Source organism: Erythrobacter sp. R86502 (genome assembly GCF_042466465.1).
Taxonomy (GTDB): domain Bacteria; phylum Pseudomonadota; class Alphaproteobacteria; order Sphingomonadales; family Sphingomonadaceae; genus Erythrobacter.
Window position 1 is genome coordinate 1,404,860 of the sequence record NZ_JAXHCJ010000001.1, and the last position, 19,225, is coordinate 1,424,084.

Annotated in this window: 18 protein-coding genes, 1 tRNA gene, 1 other RNA gene and 1 pseudogene; 6 read left to right on the plus strand and 15 right to left on the minus strand. The window is 60.0% G+C overall.

Translation table 11 applies throughout. The features are described 5' to 3' along the window. Nucleotides 1–23 precede the first annotated feature (23 nt). The 6 genes from SJY33_RS06750 to SJY33_RS06775 all read right to left on the minus strand — a co-directional run bounded on the left by SJY33_RS06750 (nt 24) and on the right by SJY33_RS06775 (nt 6,135). Nucleotides 24–365 (minus strand): YbaB/EbfC family nucleoid-associated protein, encoded by a 342-nt coding sequence (locus SJY33_RS06750; protein WP_379921861.1) that lies wholly within the window; start codon nt 363–365, stop codon nt 24–26. Between the two features lie 12 nt (nt 366–377). Continuing rightward, nucleotides 378–2,183, minus strand: coding sequence for a DNA polymerase III subunit gamma/tau (locus SJY33_RS06755; protein ID WP_379921862.1), 1,806 nt, complete (start codon nt 2,181–2,183; stop codon nt 378–380). 60 nt (nt 2,184–2,243) lie between these two features. Continuing rightward, an RNA gene (ffs, locus tag SJY33_RS06760) (signal recognition particle sRNA small type) lies at nt 2,244–2,338 on the minus strand. 35 nt (nt 2,339–2,373) lie between these two features. Continuing rightward, nucleotides 2,374–2,652 carry an ETC complex I subunit gene (locus SJY33_RS06765; RefSeq protein WP_379921864.1) on the minus strand — a complete coding sequence of 93 codons (279 nt, stop codon included), beginning with the start codon at nt 2,650–2,652 and terminating at the stop codon, nt 2,374–2,376. Between the two features lie 15 nt (nt 2,653–2,667). Beyond that, nucleotides 2,668–5,103, minus strand: a complete 2,436-nt coding sequence (gene hrpB, locus SJY33_RS06770) for an ATP-dependent helicase HrpB (RefSeq protein ID WP_379921865.1) — start codon at nt 5,101–5,103, stop codon at nt 2,668–2,670. Nucleotides 5,104–5,124: 21 nt separating this feature from the next. Further along, on the minus strand, nt 5,125–6,135 hold the full coding sequence (locus SJY33_RS06775) for a polyprenyl synthetase family protein (RefSeq protein ID WP_379921866.1): 1,011 nt from the start codon (nt 6,133–6,135) through the stop codon (nt 5,125–5,127). 69 nt (nt 6,136–6,204) lie between these two features. Between SJY33_RS06775 and SJY33_RS06780 the strand changes: the two genes are divergently transcribed. Further along, entirely contained in the window at nt 6,205–6,513 is a 309-nt protein-coding gene (locus tag SJY33_RS06780; protein ID WP_379923535.1) for a chorismate mutase, read from the plus strand. A 95-nt stretch (nt 6,514–6,608) separates the two neighbouring features. Here SJY33_RS06780 and SJY33_RS06785 read toward each other — a convergent pair whose 3' ends face one another. The 4 genes from SJY33_RS06785 to SJY33_RS06800 form a co-directional block, all read right to left on the minus strand. Further along, complete coding sequence (locus SJY33_RS06785; RefSeq protein WP_379923536.1) at nt 6,609–7,952, minus strand: sensor histidine kinase; 1,344 nt, start codon at nt 7,950–7,952, stop codon at nt 6,609–6,611. 124 nt (nt 7,953–8,076) lie between these two features. Beyond that, nucleotides 8,077–8,754, minus strand: a complete 678-nt coding sequence (locus tag SJY33_RS06790) for a response regulator transcription factor (protein WP_379921867.1) — start codon at nt 8,752–8,754, stop codon at nt 8,077–8,079. A gap of 127 nt (nt 8,755–8,881) precedes the next feature. Beyond that, on the minus strand, nt 8,882–9,190 hold the full coding sequence (locus SJY33_RS06795; RefSeq protein WP_379921869.1) for a hypothetical protein: 309 nt from the start codon (nt 9,188–9,190) through the stop codon (nt 8,882–8,884). Between the two features lie 47 nt (nt 9,191–9,237). Then, a complete protein-coding gene (locus SJY33_RS06800; protein WP_379921871.1) occupies nt 9,238–9,981 on the minus strand; it encodes an SIMPL domain-containing protein in 744 nt (247 codons plus the stop codon). 125 nt (nt 9,982–10,106) lie between these two features. On the opposite strand from SJY33_RS06800, the gene SJY33_RS06805 reads away from it, so the two are divergent. Further along, the gene (locus SJY33_RS06805) at nt 10,107–11,951 is read left to right on the plus strand and encodes an ABC-F family ATP-binding cassette domain-containing protein (protein ID WP_379921873.1); all 1,845 of its coding nucleotides are present in this window, start codon (nt 10,107–10,109) and stop codon (nt 11,949–11,951) included. A gap of 19 nt (nt 11,952–11,970) precedes the next feature. Here the strand turns inward: SJY33_RS06805 and SJY33_RS06810 are convergent, their stop codons facing one another. After that, nucleotides 11,971–12,450: a DUF6456 domain-containing protein gene (locus tag SJY33_RS06810; protein ID WP_379921874.1), complete on the minus strand. Its 480-nt coding sequence runs from the start codon at nt 12,448–12,450 to the stop codon at nt 11,971–11,973. Between the two features lie 94 nt (nt 12,451–12,544). Between SJY33_RS06810 and SJY33_RS06815 the strand changes: the two genes are divergently transcribed. Continuing rightward, the gene (locus SJY33_RS06815) at nt 12,545–13,135 is read left to right on the plus strand and encodes a helix-turn-helix domain-containing protein (protein ID WP_379921876.1); all 591 of its coding nucleotides are present in this window, start codon (nt 12,545–12,547) and stop codon (nt 13,133–13,135) included. Between the two features lie 24 nt (nt 13,136–13,159). Next, complete coding sequence (locus SJY33_RS06820) at nt 13,160–14,347, plus strand: glycosyltransferase (protein ID WP_379921877.1); 1,188 nt, start codon at nt 13,160–13,162, stop codon at nt 14,345–14,347. A gap of 30 nt (nt 14,348–14,377) precedes the next feature. Here SJY33_RS06820 and secF read toward each other — a convergent pair whose 3' ends face one another. The 3 genes from secF to yajC are packed head-to-tail and all read right to left on the minus strand — an operon-like array spanning nt 14,378 to nt 17,328. Then, nucleotides 14,378–15,355, minus strand: a complete 978-nt coding sequence (gene secF / locus SJY33_RS06825; protein WP_379921878.1) for a protein translocase subunit SecF — start codon at nt 15,353–15,355, stop codon at nt 14,378–14,380. 13 nt (nt 15,356–15,368) lie between these two features. Then, nucleotides 15,369–16,943 (minus strand): protein translocase subunit SecD, encoded by a 1,575-nt coding sequence (gene secD, locus SJY33_RS06830; RefSeq protein ID WP_379921880.1) that lies wholly within the window; start codon nt 16,941–16,943, stop codon nt 15,369–15,371. A gap of 55 nt (nt 16,944–16,998) precedes the next feature. Then, complete coding sequence (gene yajC, locus SJY33_RS06835; protein WP_379921881.1) at nt 16,999–17,328, minus strand: preprotein translocase subunit YajC; 330 nt, start codon at nt 17,326–17,328, stop codon at nt 16,999–17,001. Between the two features lie 197 nt (nt 17,329–17,525). Here yajC and SJY33_RS06840 point away from each other — a divergent pair. Next, nucleotides 17,526–17,602: transfer RNA gene (locus SJY33_RS06840), tRNA-Pro, on the plus strand. A gap of 111 nt (nt 17,603–17,713) precedes the next feature. Then, nucleotides 17,714–18,715 carry an XdhC family protein gene (locus tag SJY33_RS06845; protein WP_379921882.1) on the plus strand — a complete coding sequence of 334 codons (1,002 nt, stop codon included), beginning with the start codon at nt 17,714–17,716 and terminating at the stop codon, nt 18,713–18,715. Between the two features lie 23 nt (nt 18,716–18,738). Here SJY33_RS06845 and SJY33_RS06850 read toward each other — a convergent pair. Then, nucleotides 18,739–19,224, minus strand: a pseudogene (locus tag SJY33_RS06850) (NTP transferase domain-containing protein); the annotation flags it as partial. Between the last annotated feature and the right edge of the window lies 1 nt (nt 19,225).

The window sequence follows — 19,225 nt, forward strand, 5'->3', positions numbered from 1 at the left end:
TCGGCGAACCGCTGCATGCCACTTCACCCCATGCCGGGAAGATTGAAGCCCGGCGGCAGACCCATCGAACCCTGCATTTCGCGCATTTGCTGTTCGGACACCCGGTCGGCCCGGTCGCGCGCGTCATTGAACGCGGCAGCGACAAGGTCTTCGAGGATTTGCTTGTCATCAGGCACCATCAGGCTGTCATCAATGCTCACGCCCAGAATACGGCCCTTCGCGCTGGCCCGCACCTTCACAAGGCCGCCGCCTGCGGTGCCTTCGACTTCGATCGAGTCGAGTTTCACCTGCATATCGTTCATCTGCTTCTGGATGGTTTCCGCTGCCTGCTGCGCGGCGGCCATCATTTCTTCCATCGACTTCATGGGGGAGACTCCTCAATTCCAAGGGGGTGAACCCGCGCCGGCGGCAGCCTTGGCGGGGGCGATCAGTTCGGCGTCGGGAAAAGCCGCAAAAGCCGCTTTTACCAAAGGATCGGAACGAATGCGCGCATCGTGCGCGGCGGCGTCCGCTTCGGACAGTTCGCGCAGCGAAGGCTGGGCAGCCCCGGTTCCGCGTTCGATAAGCCAACGCTTTCCTGTGACTTTGAACAATGCGTCCCGAATATCCGGGGCCGGATCGTCAGAAAAATTGTCTGCTTGCTCGTATACCAGGCGTTCCGCGCCTAACTCGATAACACGCACCCGATCCCGCATCATTTGCGCGACCCGCAGTTGCCCGGATTGATCAACAGCCTCCACGAGTTCAGCCCAATCCTGCGATGGCGCAGTGGCGGCAGGTGCGGATGAATCCGAAGGCGCGCCGCTATCGGTCTGAACGCTGGTCGGCCCGCGGGCAGCAAGTTCCTCGATCCGTCTCGCCAGTTTACCGGGATCGGGCAGTTGCGAGGCGTGAAGGATCCGCAACAGCGCCATTTGAAGCGACACCAGCGGATCGGGCGCGGTCCGCACCTCGTCGTGACCCTTGATGAGCAGCTGCCACAGGCGATGCAGTTCCCCTGCACCGAGCCTTGCAGCGAAATCTGCAAGCGCCTTGCGTTCCTCTTCTGTCGGGGCATCGGGCTCTCCACCCGATACCTGTGCCAGGGTCACACGGTGCGTCAGGTCCATCAGCGCCCGCATCGACGCAAGCGGTTCGACGCCAAGCGCGTATTGTTCGTCAATCGCCTCAAGCAAAGCTTTGGCATCCGCTGACAATAGATGGCCGAGAAGCCGCCTCTGGGCGCTCTTGTCGGCAAGGCCCAGCATATCCCGTACACGGCTACCCGTGACCTTGCCCTCCCCGTCCAGATCTGCATGCGCGATCGCCTGATCCAGGATGGAAAGGCCGTCGCGTACCGAACCTTCGGCTGCGCCCGCGATGATGCTGAGCGCTTCCCCTTCAGCCTCAACGGCTTCCAAGGCGCAAATTTTGGCGAAATGATCGGCCAGCATCGGCGCGGGGATGCGGCGCAGATCAAATCGCTGCGTCCGGCTTAATACGGTGACGGGAAGCTTATCGACTTCGGTGGTGGCAAACAGGAATTTCACATGCGGAGGCGGTTCTTCAAGTGTCTTTAACAAAGCGTTGAAAGCATTGCGCGACAACATGTGAACTTCGTCGATGATGTAGATCTTGTAACGCGCTGAAACCGCAGCATAGCGCACCTGTTCGATGATCTCGCGCACATCGTCGACGCCGGTATTTGATGCGGCATCCATCTCGATTACGTCGATATGGCGCCCTTCTGCGATAGCCACGCAGGCTTCGCAAACGCCGCAGGGATCGATTGTGGGGCCGCCCTGCCCATCGGGCCCGACGCAGTTCAAAGCCTTGGCAATGAGCCGTGCGGTCGAGGTCTTGCCGACCCCGCGCACCCCCGTCATGAGAAATGCATGCGCCAGCCGATCCCGCGCAATGGCGTTGGCCAGCGTTCGGACCATTGCCTCTTGCCCGATAAGTTCGGAAAAAGTCTGCGGCCGATATTTGCGTGCCAGCACCCTATAGGGCTGCACTGTGACCGCTGGTTCCGTGATTACGGGCGCCAGCTCTGGTCCCCCTGCAGGCGCAGTCACATCTCCACCGATTTGCACTGGCGGCGAAGCAGGATCGGCGAACAAGGCGTTCTGACCAGCAGCCTCCAACTCGGCCGCCGTGGGAGCGTCGCCTGTCTGCGGTGTGGGATCGGGGTCGGATTCGGTCATGCCGACAAGCTAGGCGCTCAACGCCGCTTTGTCATGGTGCGCGGCGTTGCGAAGCCGTGCAAAAAAGGAGCCGAGCGACCCGCCGCAATTCACCTGGGCTGCTTCCTTCCGGACCTGACCCGGTGAGCGAACGCAAACGTCCACCCGACTCCCGGCGCACCATATGGCGCAAGAATCAGCACAAATCAACTCAGCGAAAATTGTCGGCGTAAGCCTGAAGTTTGAGCCGTTTCGGAGGCGTCGCATGCACACGTGCAGCAATGCCATATTTATCGGCGTAGGCCTTGGCTGCGTCCTTCGTCGGGAAGGTCAGCTGAACCTGTGACTGGGTATCACCCGATCCGGTCCAGCCCATCAACGGGTCGGCAAAACGCGCCTCGGATTGTTCGAACTCAAGCACCCACTCATCGGTGTGCGCCTTGCCGGACTGCATCGCGTGCTTTGTCTTCTGAAAGATACGTGCGCTCATGCCATGCCCCTTAAATCACGAATCGCTGCGGTTGAAGGCGTTTTTGGTCTTCATGCTCGGCTTTTCTAGCCACGGCTGATCAGGCCAGCGATGTTTGGGGTAGCGGCCCTTCATATCTTTGACCACATCGCGCCAACTGCCGCGCCAGAAACCGGGCAGATCGCGGGTCGATTGCACCGGCCGCCCACCCGGGCTGGTCAATTTTAGCAGCAGCGGTGTCGAGCCTATCATCGGATGTGTGTCCAACCCGAACACGCCCTGCACGCGCACCTCGACACTGGGGGCGTCGTCTCCTGCATAGTCGATGGCATGGCGTGTTTCGGCGGGCGATGTAAAATGCGTCGGCGCCGCCATGTCGAACCGCTGCCGATCGTTCCAGTCAATAAGCCCGAGCGCTGCTTCCGCGAACCGGTTCGGGTGTACATCCAGATCGCGGCGCCCCATCAGCAACGGCGCGAGCCACTCGCTCGCCCGGTCGCGCAAGACTTCAGGTGATAGCGCCGCGATCCCGGCAAACCGCGCGCGGGCCAGAAAGCCTTCAGGCAAGATTACCCCCAGCCGTTCCACAGCCGCATCCACAAGGATATCAACAAGCAACGCGGGGTCCGGCGCAGGTTCCGGAACGCTTGCGAGCACAATTGCGCCGAGCCTGCGTTCCCTACGGGCCTCAACCCGGTGCTTTTCGGAATTCCAGCGCGTTGTGACGCGTTCTTGCATTGATCTTGCAAACAACACGCCAATACGATCAGTGGCGATCTGTGCGCCGGCAGTAATACGGGCCCCCTTGGCCTGTCCCTGCGCATCGCCAATCACGATCCATTCGGAGCGAGCCAGCGGAGAGGCCGGATCAAGCACATAGCCTCGCCCGCCTGCACTGATCCAGTTTTCCCCCGAAGGATCGCGGCGCCGCGCAACGAAATCCGGGCGGGCAAGCGCCAAGGCTTCGGCGGCATCACAGGCGGGACTGGCGGGAATCACGCTTGCCAGCTTGGCCGCCTGCCTTGCCCAACCTTCCGCGATCCGCGCCGCAGCCACGCTTCGCGGTGCGCGGTCAACGTGCCAACGAGCAAGACGTTGCAGGATGTCCTCACCCCGCCCACCAAGTCCGCGTTCCTGCAACAACATCACCAGCCGTGCTGTTTCGACACCGCACTCTGCGCGTGCGCCATGCAGAACGGCTGCCGCCTGATCAGGTGCCATCGGCAATGCGGCAATCGCTTCGCCCAAGGGCGTGATCCGGCCATTGCTATGCAGCGCCCCAAGAGCTTCCAGTGCGTCATGCGCGGCAGCGATTGAGGGTTGGGGCGGAGGATCGAGCCATGGCAGCGCCTGCGGATTGCCCGCGCCCCATTTTGCCAATCGCAGCATCAAAGGCGTGAGATCAGCCTGCAAGATTTCAGCGGGCGCAAATGCGGGCCGCCCTGCATGGCCCGCCTCTTCCCACAAACGGTATGCCACACCCGGGCCCTGCCGCGCCGCGCGCCCGGCCCGCTGCGCGGCCGACGCCTGTGATGCCCGGCGCGTGACCAGATGGGTCGACCCCGCTGCCCGGTCGAATTCAGCCAGACGCGCAAGCCCGGAATCGATCACCACACTGACCCCGTCCAACGTCAAAGATGTTTCCGCAATCGCGGTGGCCAGCACGATACGGCGGCGGCCTTGTGGATCTCGCCGGATTGCAGCACGCTGCACGGCGGGTTCGATCTGGCCGTGGAGCGAATGGATCGGCACGTCTTTGAGGCGAGGCTCGATCCGCTCGCGCACCCGCTCAATCTCGCGCACACCAGGGAGGAAAGCGAGGATGTCGCCGCTTTCTTCGCGCCAGGCAGTGATGATTGCGGCGGCAAGCCTGTCCTCAATATTCTGAGACGCATCACCGCCAAGCCATTTTATTACCAGCGGAAAGCTGCGCCCTTCGCTCGTGATAACCGGCGTACCTTCCCCCAGAATGCGTGAAAATCGGGCGCCATCGATGGTGGCGGACATGACCAGAACCCGCAAATCCTCGCGCAACACCGCATGCGATTCCAAGGCAAGCGCCAGCCCGAGATCGCTGTCGAGCCCACGTTCATGCGCTTCGTCAAATAGCAGGGCCGACACACCGGGAAGATCGGGGTCTTCCACCAACCGGTTCACCAGAATGGCATCGGTGACGACGAGGATACGCGTTCGCGGCGACACCTTGCTATCCAGCCGGGTCATGTAGCCCACGGTCTCGCCAGGCTTTTCACCAGACATTTCAGCCATGCGTTCGGCAGCAGCGCGCGCTGCAACGCGGCGCGGTGATGTCAGGATGATCTGCCCGGTACACCAAGGCTCGCGCAGAAGATCGGGTGCGACTGCCGTTGTCTTGCCCGCGCCCGGAGGGGCAATCAGCACAGCCGCGCCCTTGCCTGCAAGCGCGGCGCGAATGTCTGGAAGAACTGCGTGGATGGGAAGGTCGGGCGTCATCGCCCTGGGCGTTACCCTAAATCAATGTCCACGCGCGACCGCGAATTGCGCGGCTTCGGCCATCGCTGCGCGTGCCTTGCCATCAGGGAAGATCGAAATGGCATCGATTGCCCGGTGCGCGAAATGGCGTGCGCGTTCACGGGTGTCTTCAAGCGCATTATGTTTTTCAATCAACGCAATGGCATGAGCAAGGTCATCGTTTGACGAACGGTGCCCGATAATCGCATCCTTCCAGAATTTGCGTTCATCTTCATTGCCGCGCGCATAGGCGAGGATCACCGGCAGGGTCATCTTGCCTTCACGAAAATCGTCGCCCTGTTCCTTGCCCATTTCAGCAGCGTCGGAATCGTAGTCGATCGCATCATCAACCAGCTGGAAGGCGACACCCAGATTGCGGCCATAGGCTTCGAGCGCGCGTTCCTGTTCTTCCGAACATTCGGCAACCACCGCGCTGATCTGGCTCGCCGCGGCGAAGAGTGCCGCCGTTTTGGCGCCAATGATATGGAGGTATTGTTCTTCGCTGGTGTTGATCTGCCGCTGGGCGGACAGCTGCGAAACTTCACCTTCAGCAATGATCGCACTCGCGCGGCTGAGGATCGCAAGCACCCGCAGGGAACCGTCCTCGGTCATCAATTCGAACGAACGACTAAACAGAAAGTCCCCGACCAGAACCGTTGCAGGGTTGCCGAAGATAATATTGGCTGCAGCTTTTCCGCGCCTGAGTTCGCTGCCATCCACCACATCGTCATGCAGCAAGGTGGCCGTATGAATGAACTCTACCGCGGCGGCGAGTTTGTGATGCCGGGTGCCCTTGTAACCTACCAGTTCAGCACCTGCGAGCGTGAGCATCGGACGCAGCCGCTTGCCTCCGCCGCTGATGAGATGACCAGCCAGTCGGGGGATCAGCGGAATTTCGCTCTGCATGCGATCAAGAATGACCGCATTAACCGAATTCATGCCCGACGCTGTCAAGGCCAGCATGGGGTCGAGCGTTGGTGCCTTACGCGGCAAGGGTATGATGTCGGCACTCATGCTGCGCAAGGCTCTAGGGCGGCCCCCGCGTGCTTGGCAAGCGCTGAATTGCTGCTAGTTTCGCCAACCATGTCCGACAAAACGCAAACCCCATCCGAACCCGATCCGGTTCTGGCATCGTTCCGCAAAAGCATCGACAATATCGACGCTGCCTTGATTCATATTCTAGCCGAACGGTTCCGGATTACGCAGGCTGTCGGGGAATACAAGGCGCGGGCCACCCTGCCCCCTGCCGATCCGGCACGCGAAGCGCGTCAGATCGCAAGGCTGCGTAAGCTATCGGAAGAAGCCAATCTAGATCCTGAATTCTCGGAGAAATTCCTGCGCTTCATTATCGACGAAGTGATCCGCCACCACGAACAGGCAGCAGCAGGTTAAGCTACACCAGCAAACCCGGAAAACGGCCAAAGATTTGCGGCGTAAAACATAGCGTAGATGCGCACAAAATCGTGCTAGTTCAGCGCAAAGAGCACTCAGTTCGCGCGCGGCAGTCGCAGTTCCACCAGAAGTCCGCCCAGATCCTCGCTTGTACCAAGCGACACGCTGCCTCCGTATATCTCTGCAACATCGCGAACAATCGCGAGGCCAAGACCGGTTCCAGGCTTGTCCGTATCCAATCTGACGCCGCGATCAAAAATGCGGGTCCGTTCAGCCTCGGGGATGCCGGTGCCATCATCTTCGACCCAGATCAGGCACATCTTTGGGTCACGCGGAGCATCTGCTTCATCGGGATCAATCGTAACGAACACGCTTCCTCCGCCATACTTGGCGGCGTTCTCGATCAGATTGCCAAGCAGTTCGTCCAGATCCTGTCGTTCCAGCGCGACAGTCGCGCTCCTGTCGCCTGCGATGTCGAGCCGGTCTTCCGGATAAAGTCGTTCCACTGCCCGACGCACGGCTTCCGCACTGGCCATGACATTGGTTCGCGCATGTCCCACCGCCCGGCGCCCAACCGCACGGGCACGGGCAAGGTGGTGATCGACATGCCGCTGCATCGTGCGGGTTTCGCGCATAACGGCATCGCCCAGATCGGGCGCGCGCGCCGTGGCAGCGTTGGTGAGCACGGTGAGAGGCGTTTTAAGAGCATGCGCAAGGTTGCCGGCGTGCCGCCGAGCTTCTTCTGCCTGACGTTCGGAATGCTCGAGCAACGCGTTCAGTTCTTCGACAAGCGGTTGCACTTCCATCGGCAGGGGTTCGGTAATTCGGTTGGCGCCCGTGGTTCGCAAATTCTGAATTGCCGCCCGCACGCGCCGCAAGGGGGACAGGCCGTACCGGATCTGCAGCAGGGTCATTACAAGCAATCCGAAGCCCAGAACCGCAAAGCTCCAGATCAGAATCAATTGCACCCTGCCGACCTGCGCATCCATCTGTTCGGTCGCGCTGGCAACGGCAAAGGTCCAGCGTGTCTCACTGCCCGGCAATATTACGGTGCGTTCCGCAACACGGAGAGGCTCGCCTGCAAACTGATCGGAATTGTAAAAATGAATGTCGCTATCAAAATGCTCGCCTGCGGCCTGCGCACCTTGAAGTGTAAGAGTGCGATCCCAGAGGCTGCGCGACGGCCAGGGTTCGTAGTTGCCGCCGCTGATTTGCCAATACAGCCCACTTCCAGGCTCCAGGAACCGCTGGTCGCCAAGCGTTCGGTAGAAATAAACTTCGCCGCTTGCGTCGATTTCGGCTGACGCAATCATGGCGGTAAGGATGTAGTCCAACTGTTCGTCGAAATTGGCTTCGACCTGGGTCGTAAGCGTTCGTTCCAGCGCAATCCCGCCGCCTAACAGCAATACGAAAATCCATCCTGCCGCAATCAGGCCCATACGGCGCGCAAGACTGGCGCGAGGGTGCGATACGGCGGCGTCGTTCACCCCATCCAAGCGGGCGGCACTCTCCCCTCCCTCTTGAGCTGTAATGGAGGCCACATCACCGCCGGACACCGCAGCCTCAGGCGCGCGGTTGGTCGGCAGGGTCGTCGAGGCTGTAACCGAGGCCACGAATGGTCGTTATCACGTCCGCGCCGAGCTTCTTGCGAATGCGGGTGACGAAGACTTCGATCGTGTTCGAATCACGGTCAAAATCCTGATCGTAAATATGCTCGATCAATTCGGTCCGGCTTACCACCTTGCCCTTGTGATGCATGAGGTAGGACAGCAGCTTGTATTCCTGCGCCGTCAGCTTGACCGGTTCACCATCCAACGTCACCCGACCTGAACGTGTGTCCAGCCGAACGTCGCCAGCAATCAATTCCGAAGACGTGTTGCCCGACGCACGGCGAATGAGGGCGCGCAGACGAGCGATCAGTTCCTCTGTCTGAAATGGCTTGGCAAGATAATCATCCGCGCCCGCATCCAACCCGGCAACCTTGTCGCTCCAGCTGTCACGTGCGGTCAGCACCAGAACGGGAAAGGTGCGCCCTTCCCGGCGCCACATGCCAAGCACGGTCAACCCATCGATTTCCGGCAAACCGAGATCGAGGACAACAGCGTCATAATCTTCGGTCGATCCCATGAAGTGACCGTCCTCCCCATCGACAGACAAATCGACTGCATAGCCTTGACCTTCAAGCGTCGACTTAAGCTGCGCGCCAAGGGTCGGTTCGTCTTCGACGATCAGAATGCGCATGAACCACCATTACCTTGCGTTGAGTTTGAGCCGGTTCGTGCGCTTTTGCTTTGCGGGCGTCAAGCAAGCGAGCGCGAATCTGGCCGGGGCTTTCCCCATTGATGCGGCTTGTGTGGGAAGAAGGGGGTTAGCGCGAACGACCGATCACGCGTCCCGTACGCGCATCAACATCGACGTGCGTGACACGGCCATCCTTGATGAACTTGAGACGGTAGGCGCGCGCCGTGGAATCATAGGCAAAGCCCAAATATTCAGCGCCTTTCATCATTGGCAGAATCTTCGCTTCGATCTCGCCAGAACGCATGATGTTGCCTGCTTGCGCTTCACGGCGCGCTTCGCCCTGATCTCCGCGCGCCTGATCCTGCGCTGACACCGGCGCGAAGGCCAATGTCAGCGAGGCAAGACCCGAACAAACAAGGATGGGAAAGCGTTTCATCACAAATCCATGCCTAGCCATGTTCCATTGAACAAGTCGTGAATGGGCTAATCCGTCCCGGCTGCGCCATCTTTTACCAGCTCGTAGGTAACCGACAGATTGACGCCGGTTGCGATCATGCCGGGCTGCACGGGCGGCGCATCGGCCGCCATCGCGACGCCCCGTCCCTTGGCTTCGATGGGCATGGGTCCATTGCCCGCGATGCTTTCGCTGATGGCCAGCACCTTTGCCCCGTCATATCCCAGCATTTCAGCATAGGCTGCGGCCTGCGCCTCGGCACGTGCCACGGCACGCTTGCGTGCTGCATCCTTAGCTGCGGTGTCATTTTCGATGCTGAAACTTGGACCGTTGATATCGTTGGCGCCCGCGGTGACAAGCGCATCAAGAACGCGGCCGGTATCGTCGATCTTGCGCAGGATCACACTGACCCGGTTGGACGCCTGATATCCGCGAAAGACCTGACGCTGCGTTTGCTGGTCATAGTCATAGCGCGCATTGATATTGATCCCGGTCGTCTGGATATCCTTTTCAGCCACACCCAGCGATTTGATCCGTGCGATCACCTTCTGCATTTCCGCTGAATTCTGACGCAGCGCTTCGGTTGCCGTTGGCGCGTCGGTAGTCACGCCGGCGCCAATTGTGGCGGTATCGGGCGCCACGTCGACGCTTTCATAGACATTCAGTTCAACCACCGGCCCCCCCGCGTCGATTTCGACATTCGCAGCGGACAAAGCGGCAGCGGGAAGAGTAAGTGCGGACGCGGCGATAAAGGCAATGGCAGGTTTCATCATTATTTTCAGTCTCCAATTTGAACTGTCTTTGAACCCGTTCAGCTTTCACGTGAATGAACCATCCGCACGTGTCGGGCAAACGCGCTCTTGTGGCAAAGATAGTCTATCCCTACGTGCCGCATCCAATGGCACAGCCCCCGATCTTCTCTCTCGAAAATGTTTCCCTTCAACAGGGCGGCCGCTGGCTGTTTGGCGGGCCCACGCCCACAAGCGGCGCAGCGCCAATTGACCTGCATGTATTGCCGGGCGATCGTTTGGCGCTCATCGGCAGAAACGGTGCAGGCAAAACCACGCTGCTTCGCCTTATAACCGGTAAAATCGAGGCAGATCGCGGGCATCGCCGGGTAAAGCCGGGTACCCGTATCGTATTCCTTGAACAGGACCCTGATTTCACGGAATTCAGCACGCTGATGGATTGGGCGCTGAACGGGGAAGACGCACCGGCCACGCACGAAATCGATGCCATCGCCGGACAACTCGGCATCGACATGACCCGGCCTGCCGGCACCGCCAGTGGCGGCGAGAAGCGGCGTGCCGCCATCGCCCGCGCCCTGGCGCAAGATCCTGATCTGATCCTTTTGGATGAGCCTACCAACCATCTCGATCTGGCCGCGATCGACTGGCTGGAGGATTGGCTGTCGCGCTATCGCGGTGCCTTCATCACCATCAGCCATGACCGGACCTTTCTGACCCGGCTGACCCGCGCGACGCTATGGCTGGATCGAGGAACTATTCGCCGCAAGGAAGTCGGCTTCGGCGGGTATGAAGCATGGGAAGAACAGGTCTACGCCGAAGAAGCGCGCGCAGCGGAACGGATGGACGCTAAACTCAAGCTGGAAGCGCACTGGCTGGAACGTGGCGTCACAGCGCGGCGCAAGCGCAACCAAGGGCGCCTGGAAAAACTGTATCAGATGCGTGCGACCCGTGCCTCGATGATATCGGGCGCCGGAACCGCAAAGCTGAAGCTTGCCAGCGACGATGATTTCAAATCAAAATCAGTCATCGTGGCCGAGAACATTTCCAAGAATTACGGCGAACGCGCAATCATCAAGCCGTTCACCTTGCGTATCCAGAACGGCGACAGGATCGGCATCGTGGGGTCGAACGGCGCGGGCAAAACCACCCTTCTGAAGATGCTCACCAAAGAACTGGATCCTGACACAGGGACGGTCAGTCATGCGCGTACGCTGACAGGTGTCATGATCGATCAGCAGCGCAAATTGCTCGAACCGGGGGCAACCGTACGCCAGATCGTTGCCGAAGGGGGTGACTGGGTCGATGTACGCGGAGTCCGAAAACACGTGCAGGCCTATTTGAAGGACTTCCTGTTCGACCCGGGTCTTGTCGATACCAAAATTGGAATTCTGTCGGGCGGTGAGCGGTCACGTCTGCTTCTCGCACGCGAATTTGCCCGTACTGCGAACCTTCTGGTACTGGATGAACCGACGAACGATCTTGATCTTGAGACGCTCGATCTGCTTCAGGAAGTTATCGCTGATTTTGACGGCACTGTGCTGATCGTTAGCCATGATCGCGATTTTCTCGACCGCACTGTCACTGTCACGCTTGGCCTCGATGGTTCGGGCAAGGTGGACATTGTCGCGGGCGGCTATGCCGACTGGGAAGCCCGGCGCAAGGAAGAAGCAAGCCAACATCACGGCGCTTCTGGAAACAAGCCATCAAAGACGACCGACGCGGAGCCTGCACCGTCCACGACCTTCCCACAGAAATCTGGCACCAGCCTTAAGCTGACTTACAAGGATCAACGCGATTATGAGATCCTACCCGATCGCATCGCCGAACTGGAAAGCGCCATAACCAAGGGCGAAGCCCTGCTGAACGATCCTGAGCTTTATGCCAGAGATCCGCAAAGGTTTGCCACGATCAGCAAGGGTATCGAAAATGCGCGGGCTGAAAAGGACGCCGCTGAAGAACGCTGGCTGATGCTGGCAGAAATGATTGAAGGCTAATCGCCCGGCACCATTCGCTTCAAGTGATCCGGTAGAATTCAGCGACCCGCTCCAGCGCGATACGCAGCACCAGCTTACCGCTACGAGCTGGCCAGCTTAAAGTTTTCTCCGCTTCGGGCAGCGCTTCACCTGCGCACACAACACGCCAGAGAATATCCTCAAGCCCTCGTCCGGCAGCCCTGATCGCACCGTCAAACCGTTTACGCGCGGCAAGCTGCCGTTCGCCCGCCGATAGGCCGCGCTCGCCTGTTGATCGGATTCGGACAGGGTCCCACCGCATTGTCACGCTCGGCGCAATCTGTGCGCGTTCGTAATCTGCTCGCAAGGCTTCACCTGCATCAAGCAGACGATCATCCAGATGCCCGCGCGCATGAAGCCATACCAAAGGGCTTTCCGCCAAGTTGACAGTCACTGTCCTACTTGCCCGCTCTTTGCCCCTGCTATCACTGCGCAACGGGCCTTCTGGTGTGAGTTCGTGTTCGACCAGTCGGCGTTTCATGGCATTTTCCTTTGCTTAATTAGGTCAGACCGCTTGCCAAGGCCGCACATCTGTAGGAAAGAAAAAACCAATCCGGTTAATAGAGGCCAGATGTATGACCAATCGCATCCGCGATATCCGCAAGGCTAAAAGATTGACGCTCGCCGAACTGGGCGCGGCGTGCAATCCGCCGACGACGGCACAGACGATCGGCCGGCTGGAGACTGGAACGCGGCAGCTTTCGCTGACCTGGATGAACAAGATTGCCGCTGCGCTCGGCGTGGAGCCTGCCAGCCTGATGCGGGGCGAAGCATCCGATGCAGCCCAGATCGTGGCTGAACTGGTTTCATCGGGAGCCGAGCCGCTTTCAGTCCCCAGGGAGGCTTTGTTGCCCAGCGAACTGACCGGTGAAGTAGATGCCACGCCTTTGGTGCTCGCGGTTCGCGAAAGCGTCGGTGAATACCGCAGCGGCGATCTAGTATGGCTTCGTCCGCTCGATCCGTCGGAAAATGCAGGCGCAATCAATCGCGCGATGAACCGTGATTGCCTGGTGCCACGTGCTGGCGGTCGATTCGCTTTTGGCAGGATGATCGACCGCCGCGCCAACCTGATCGGTCTGTTGCCGCCCGGCACCGGGCAAAAGCAGGTGGTTGTCGACAAACCGGCGTGGATTGCCGTGGCGTTCAAATTGGTCAGGCCGTTGTGACGGTCACTGTGTAAGGCGAATCGCGTGAAGCACGTTGTCGCTCTTTCGACGCTGTATCCCAACCCGGTGAACCCGCGGTTCGGCACCTTTGTCGCCCGGTCTCTCGAGGCATTGGCAAGACGCGGGGATTGGCGGGTCACGGTAATCAGCCCAATCGGGCTGCCGCCCTTAGCGCTTGGGCGGTACCGACCGTTGGCTGAACTTCCGTCTATTTCTCAGGAATGCGGGATTACCGTGTTCCGGCCACACTTTACCTTGATCCCTCGCATAGGAGCACGCCGCAACGCTGCTGCCATCGCGCGCGCAGCCTTGCCGTTGATCGAGCGAATTCACGCAGAGACCACGATCGATGTGCTCGATGCCCAGTTCTTTTTCCCGGATGGACCTGCGGCTGCGGAAATAGCCGAGGCGATGGCTCTGCCGCTTTCGATCAAGGCCAGAGGCAGTGATATCAGTTTCTGGGGTGATTATGATTTTGCCCGCAAGCAAATGCTGATCGCCGCGCGCAAGGCAACCGGGCTGCTTGCTGTTAGCTGCGATCTGGCAAAACAGATGATCGCGATGGATATGGATGAAACCAAGATCGCGGTTCATTACACCGGGCTGGATCGTGACCGCTTCCGCCCGCTGGAACACACCCAGCTTCGGGCTCAGTTATCTCGGGAGCTTGGGTTTGATCTGCCGGACAATGTCCCTCTGCTGGCATGCGTGGGCGCTTTGATCGAACGCAAGGGTCAGGGAATCGCGATTGCGGCCTTGCGTGATATCCCGGGTGCGCGGTTGATCCTGATCGGAAAGGGCGAAGATGAAGCGCGCCTTCGCTCATTGGCCGAGACTGAAGGCGTGGCCGACCGCGTGTATTTTGCCGGGTCGATCGATCATGATCTGATGCCGCTGATCCTGTCAGCCGCAGATGTGATGGTTCTGCCAACGGTCAGCGAAGGGCTAGCAAATGCGTGGGTGGAAGCGCTCGCTTGCGGAACGCCTGTGGTCACGAGCGATGTCGGGGGTGCGCGCGAACTGATTGCCAACGATGTCGCAGGCCGCTTGGTCGCACGCGACCCGCACGCCGTAGCCAAGGGGATCAACGCGGTTCTCAACAGCCCGCCAAGCCGCGAAGCGGTCGCCGCGATGACCGAGCAATTTAGCTGGGACGCGAACGCCGCAACATTGGCGGCACATTATGAAAAGTTGCTTGCAATCGGCCGCTGAGCTCAAATCGCTCAGCGGCCGGTCAGTTGATCAAACCTGACCGCGGGCGATCTTATCCTGCCGATCAGCAGCACTTTCGGTGGGAACGAAACTTGTTGATGTTACCCCCATCCAGATCAGCAGTGGCCCCGCCATGTAGATCGAAGAATAGGTGCCGATGAACAAACCAGCGGTGATTGCCGCAACCATGCCAAACAGGCTCGGCGGCCCGAATATCAGCAGCGGGATCAGCGCGATGAACAGTGTCAGCGAAGTCATGACCGTGCGAGCCAAAGTCTCATTCACGGACAAATCCAGCAATTCTGCCAGCGGCATCTTTCGAAACTTCTTCAAATTCTCGCGGATGCGGTCGTAGACTACGATGGTGTCGTTAAGCGAATAGCCGATGATCGCCAGGATAGCCGCCACAATCTGAAGGCTGAATTCCATTTGCGTTAGCGCAAAAAGACCAACCGTGACCGACACGTCATGGACCAGAGCGAACATGGCACCCACGCCGAACTGCCATTCGAAGCGGACCCATATGTAAACCGACACCGCGGCCATCGCCGCCAGAAGAGCGAGCACCGCCTGATTGCGGAATTCACCGGCAACCTTGCCGGAAACCGTGTCATTGCCGTCCTTGCGAGCGTCTGGATATTGTTGCTCGATTGCCGCGATAACCTTGTCACCAATCGCGGTGGCAGCACCGGGCGTGTCCTCGGTACCTTCCGGCAACGGGACGCGGATTGACACCTGATTTGGTGCGCCGAATTCCTGCACCACAGGTTCGCCATAACCAAGGCCCCCCACCAGTTCCCTTAACGATGGAATCGGCGCGGTTTCTCGCTGGGCGAAGGTCATGCGCACTTCCTGACCGCCGGCAAAATCCACACCGAAATTGAGACCGTTGACCGCAACCGCAGCCCAGCTTCCCAAGATTAGCACAATGCTGAGGACGAAGAACGGAATACGCAGTTTCAGGAACTTGATATTCGTGTTGTCCGGGACGAGCTTCAGGAGTTTCATCGTCTCGTTCCTCTCAAATCAAAATGTCATTGGGCCGCGCCTTGCGCAGCCATCCGGCAACCATCAGGCGGGTCAGCGTCACGCCAGTAAAGACCGACGTGATGATACCAATCACCAGCACAACAGCAAAACCCTTCACCGGCCCGGAGCCGAATGCGAACAGCGCAACGCCAGAAATGACGTTGGTGAGGTTGGCATCGAAGATCGCCCGGCTGGCTTCCTTGTACCCCGTTTCGACCGCAGCAACGACCCTGCGTCCACGCGCGCGTTCTTCGCGGATGCGTTCGTTGATAAGCACGTTGGCATCCACCGCCGCGCCGATCGTGATGACGAAACCTGCGATCCCCGGCAATGTCAGCGTGAAACCGCCCAAGGCCATCAAACCAAGCAACATCAGGACGTTGCATGCCAGCGCTATCGTGGCATAGACCCCGAAACGTCCATAAGTGGCGATCATGAGCGCGATCACGGCGATACTGCCGATCGCCATTGCGAGCAGGCCCTTGCGGATCGAATCCGCACCCAGATCAGGACCGACGGTGCGTTCCTCGACAATGGCCAGCGGCACAGGCAAGGCGCCCGAACGAAGCGCAATGGCCAGACTATTGGCGGTTTCTGGCGTGAAACTGCCTGAAATTTGCGCGCTTCCGCCAATAATCGGTTCATTTATGTTCGGCGCCGACAACACTTGCTGATCGAGAATGATCGCAAAGGGCTTGCCGACATTTTCGGTCGTCAGCTTGGCGAACTTGGCGCCGCCCTGCCCATCGAACGTGATGTTGACCACGCTCTGGTTGTTTTCGGGATTCACGCCGGCCTTCGCATCGGTGAGATTGTCGCCGCGAATACCGCCAAGGCGGCGAACGGTGACGAACTGGCCGTCAAACCCGGTGCCGGGGGCGTAGGGGAAAATTTCGGTGCCAACCTGCGATCCGGCGGGATCGGCAACCAGCTTGAATTCGAGCTGCGCGGTCTTACCCAGCAAATCCTTCAGCGCCTGCGGATCTTGCAAGCCGGGAACCTGCACCACGATACGGGTAGCACCCTGGCGAATGATGGTAGGCTCGCGCGTACCAAGTTCGTCGATCCGCCGCCGCACAACCTCGGTCGCGCTCGCCATGGCATCATCAAGTGCCTGTTCGACCCCGGCATCGGTCTGCGACAGCACGATGCGCTGCCCATCGACAACCTGCAATTCCCATTCGCGAACCGTAGTGTTGCCCTGCATCACAGGTTCAATCAAACCGCGGGCCCGATCAATGTCAGCTGCATTTTCGAGCATGAACGACAATTGCCCGTCAGCCGTCGACACATCGCCAATGCGGATGCGCGGACTTGCCCCCCGCATCAGCTGCCGGACGGTTTCCTCCATGTTTTCAAGCCGCTGCGCACGGACATCAGCCGCCTTGGCTTCTAGCAGAAGGTGCGATCCCCCGGCCAAATCCAGCCCAAGATTGACTTGCGGATTGGGCAGTCCCGAAGGCCAGTCCAGCCCCGAAACGTTGAACAGCGAAGGCAGCGCCAGCACGGCAGCGGCCAAGGTCAGCCCCCACAGCCACAGTTTTTTCCAGAGCGGGAATTCGAGCATTGCGTCAGGGTCTCACGCGCAAGGGGTCAGATAGGGCACAGCGTTGGCCCGCGGGTCAATCGTTGGCGGGCTTGCCGCCGGGCTGGATGATATCACCCAAGGTCGCCTTGATAGCCTTGACCCTGACGTTGGCGCCCAGTTCCAATTCGACGTAGGTTTCGTCAACCTTCATCACCTTGCCAACGAGTCCGCCGGCGGTCACGACCTGATCGCCCTTCTTGACTGCGGTAATCTTGGCCTGATGTTCTTTCTGACGCTTCATCTGCGGGCGGATAATCAGAAACCAGAAAATGGCGATCATGCCGATGATCGGCAAAAAGCTGATCCAGGCAGGCGGCGCGGCGGCAGTGCCGGCTGCAGCAGCAGCGAGTAGGTCGAATGTCATGCGATAAAACCCGTCAGGATACCGTGAATGTCAAGCAAGGGGCGAACTCCCCCGCGTTCAAGTGGGCGCGCCTAGCAGCATTGCAAGCAGCCCGCAATCGCACCGCAACCGGCCGGTTGCCACCCTTCATCACGACTTTCTCCCAAACCTCTTGCCAGCTACAATCCGTCCCCCTATAGGCGCCGCTCCACTGGTCACGGGACGTAGCGCAGCCTGGTAGCGCATCACACTGGGGGTGTGGGGGTCGGAGGTTCGAATCCTCTCGTCCCGACCAGTGGTTTCCCCCCTTTTTTGTGCTCGGATACGGCATGACGGGGCGCTGATTGCGCCAACACGGCGAGGCAGCTACGCTCGGGACTTCTTCCTTCACGAAAGCTCGCTGTCCATGAACCGCTGGCGCCAAGCCACTCCCATCGATGATATTCGTGCGGTCCTGATTTCCGAAAGCACCATACCTGCGCGCTTTGGGATGGCGACACTGATCGAGGTTGATGGATCGGCCCCGCGCGATCCCGGGGCGCAGATGATCGTTACCGACGACGCCTGGTGGGGCTTTCTATCTGGCGGTTGTATCGAAGCCGACGTTGCGCGCCACGCGCGCGCGGCGATGGCTGACGGCACGCCGCGATTGCTGCGATATGGTCAAGGCAGTCCGTGGATCGACATCAAACTGGCCTGCGGATCAGGGATCAGCGTTCTTGTCGAACCTGTTCAGGCAGATGACCCCGCAATCAGCGCAGCATTGGATGGCTGGCGACAAAGGCATTGTGTGCTGTGGGCAAGCGACGGATCCACCCGCACCGCGATGGCCTGCGATGGCACAAGCCCCCATGGATGGGACGGTCTACGGTACGTGCGTGTGTACACCCCGCCCTTGCGACTGGTGTTAATGGGTGACGATGGCGCTGCCATGGCCGCAGCGGCGCTGGCGCAGGACATGGGCTGGGATGTGGTTCTGATCGCGCCCGGTGGCCCCACCTCGCCTCCCTTTCCCGTGAACGCATATCATGCCTCTGATCCCGTGAACGCGCTTGCTGCGATCGCTCCGGACCGCTGGACAGCCATCGCCGTTCTTTCGCACGACCGCGAAGATGATGAGATCGGTCTGGGAGCGGCCTTGCAGAGCGATGCCTTCTATATCGGCGCTATCGGTGCGCGCACGCGACTTGCAGCGCGCATTGACCTGCTACGGCAGCAGGGCGTGAGCGCGGCGAATATTGCGCGCCTTCATGCGCCCATCGGGCTTCCGGGTTTCGGAAAAGCTCCGCAAGATGTCGCGCTGTCGCTCGTGGCGGAGATTGCGCGATCTTTCCACAGCCGCACGGCGGTTTCGAGGTCGGTGGGGGTGTCGACATCAAACACAACCCCGCAATCCGCGGTATCGTAATACGTCACCTTGTCCGCGTGTGCGCGCAACAACGGCGTCGCGCCCTGATCGCCTGTCAGCATCATAAGATCGGAAAACGCGTGGCGCGTGAAGGCAACCGGATGTCCGGGTTTCCCGTCATGGCGCGGGCGTGCGGCATAACCTGCTGATGCGGCGGCAGCGCTGATGGCCGGGCACAGGTGCATCGGAACCAGCGGCATGTCTCCCAGAAATACACAGACGCCTTCGCTGTCTTTCTTTTGCGTAGCGATCCCGCAGCGCAAGGTGGCGGCCATGCCTTCGGCCCAATTGGCGGCGTGAGCAATACGGCAATCCAGCCCATGAAGGGCGGTCTTGATCATTGCGTGGTCAGCGCCTGTCACTACCAAGAGGTCAGCAAAACCGGCTCTGGACGCCGCTTCGGTGACGCGCCGGACCAGCGGAGCGCCGGCACAATCGGCCAGCAACTTGCCCCCACCAAAGCGTCGCCCCGCTCCACCTGCAAGAACCAGCGCGGACCAACCCGCCAAT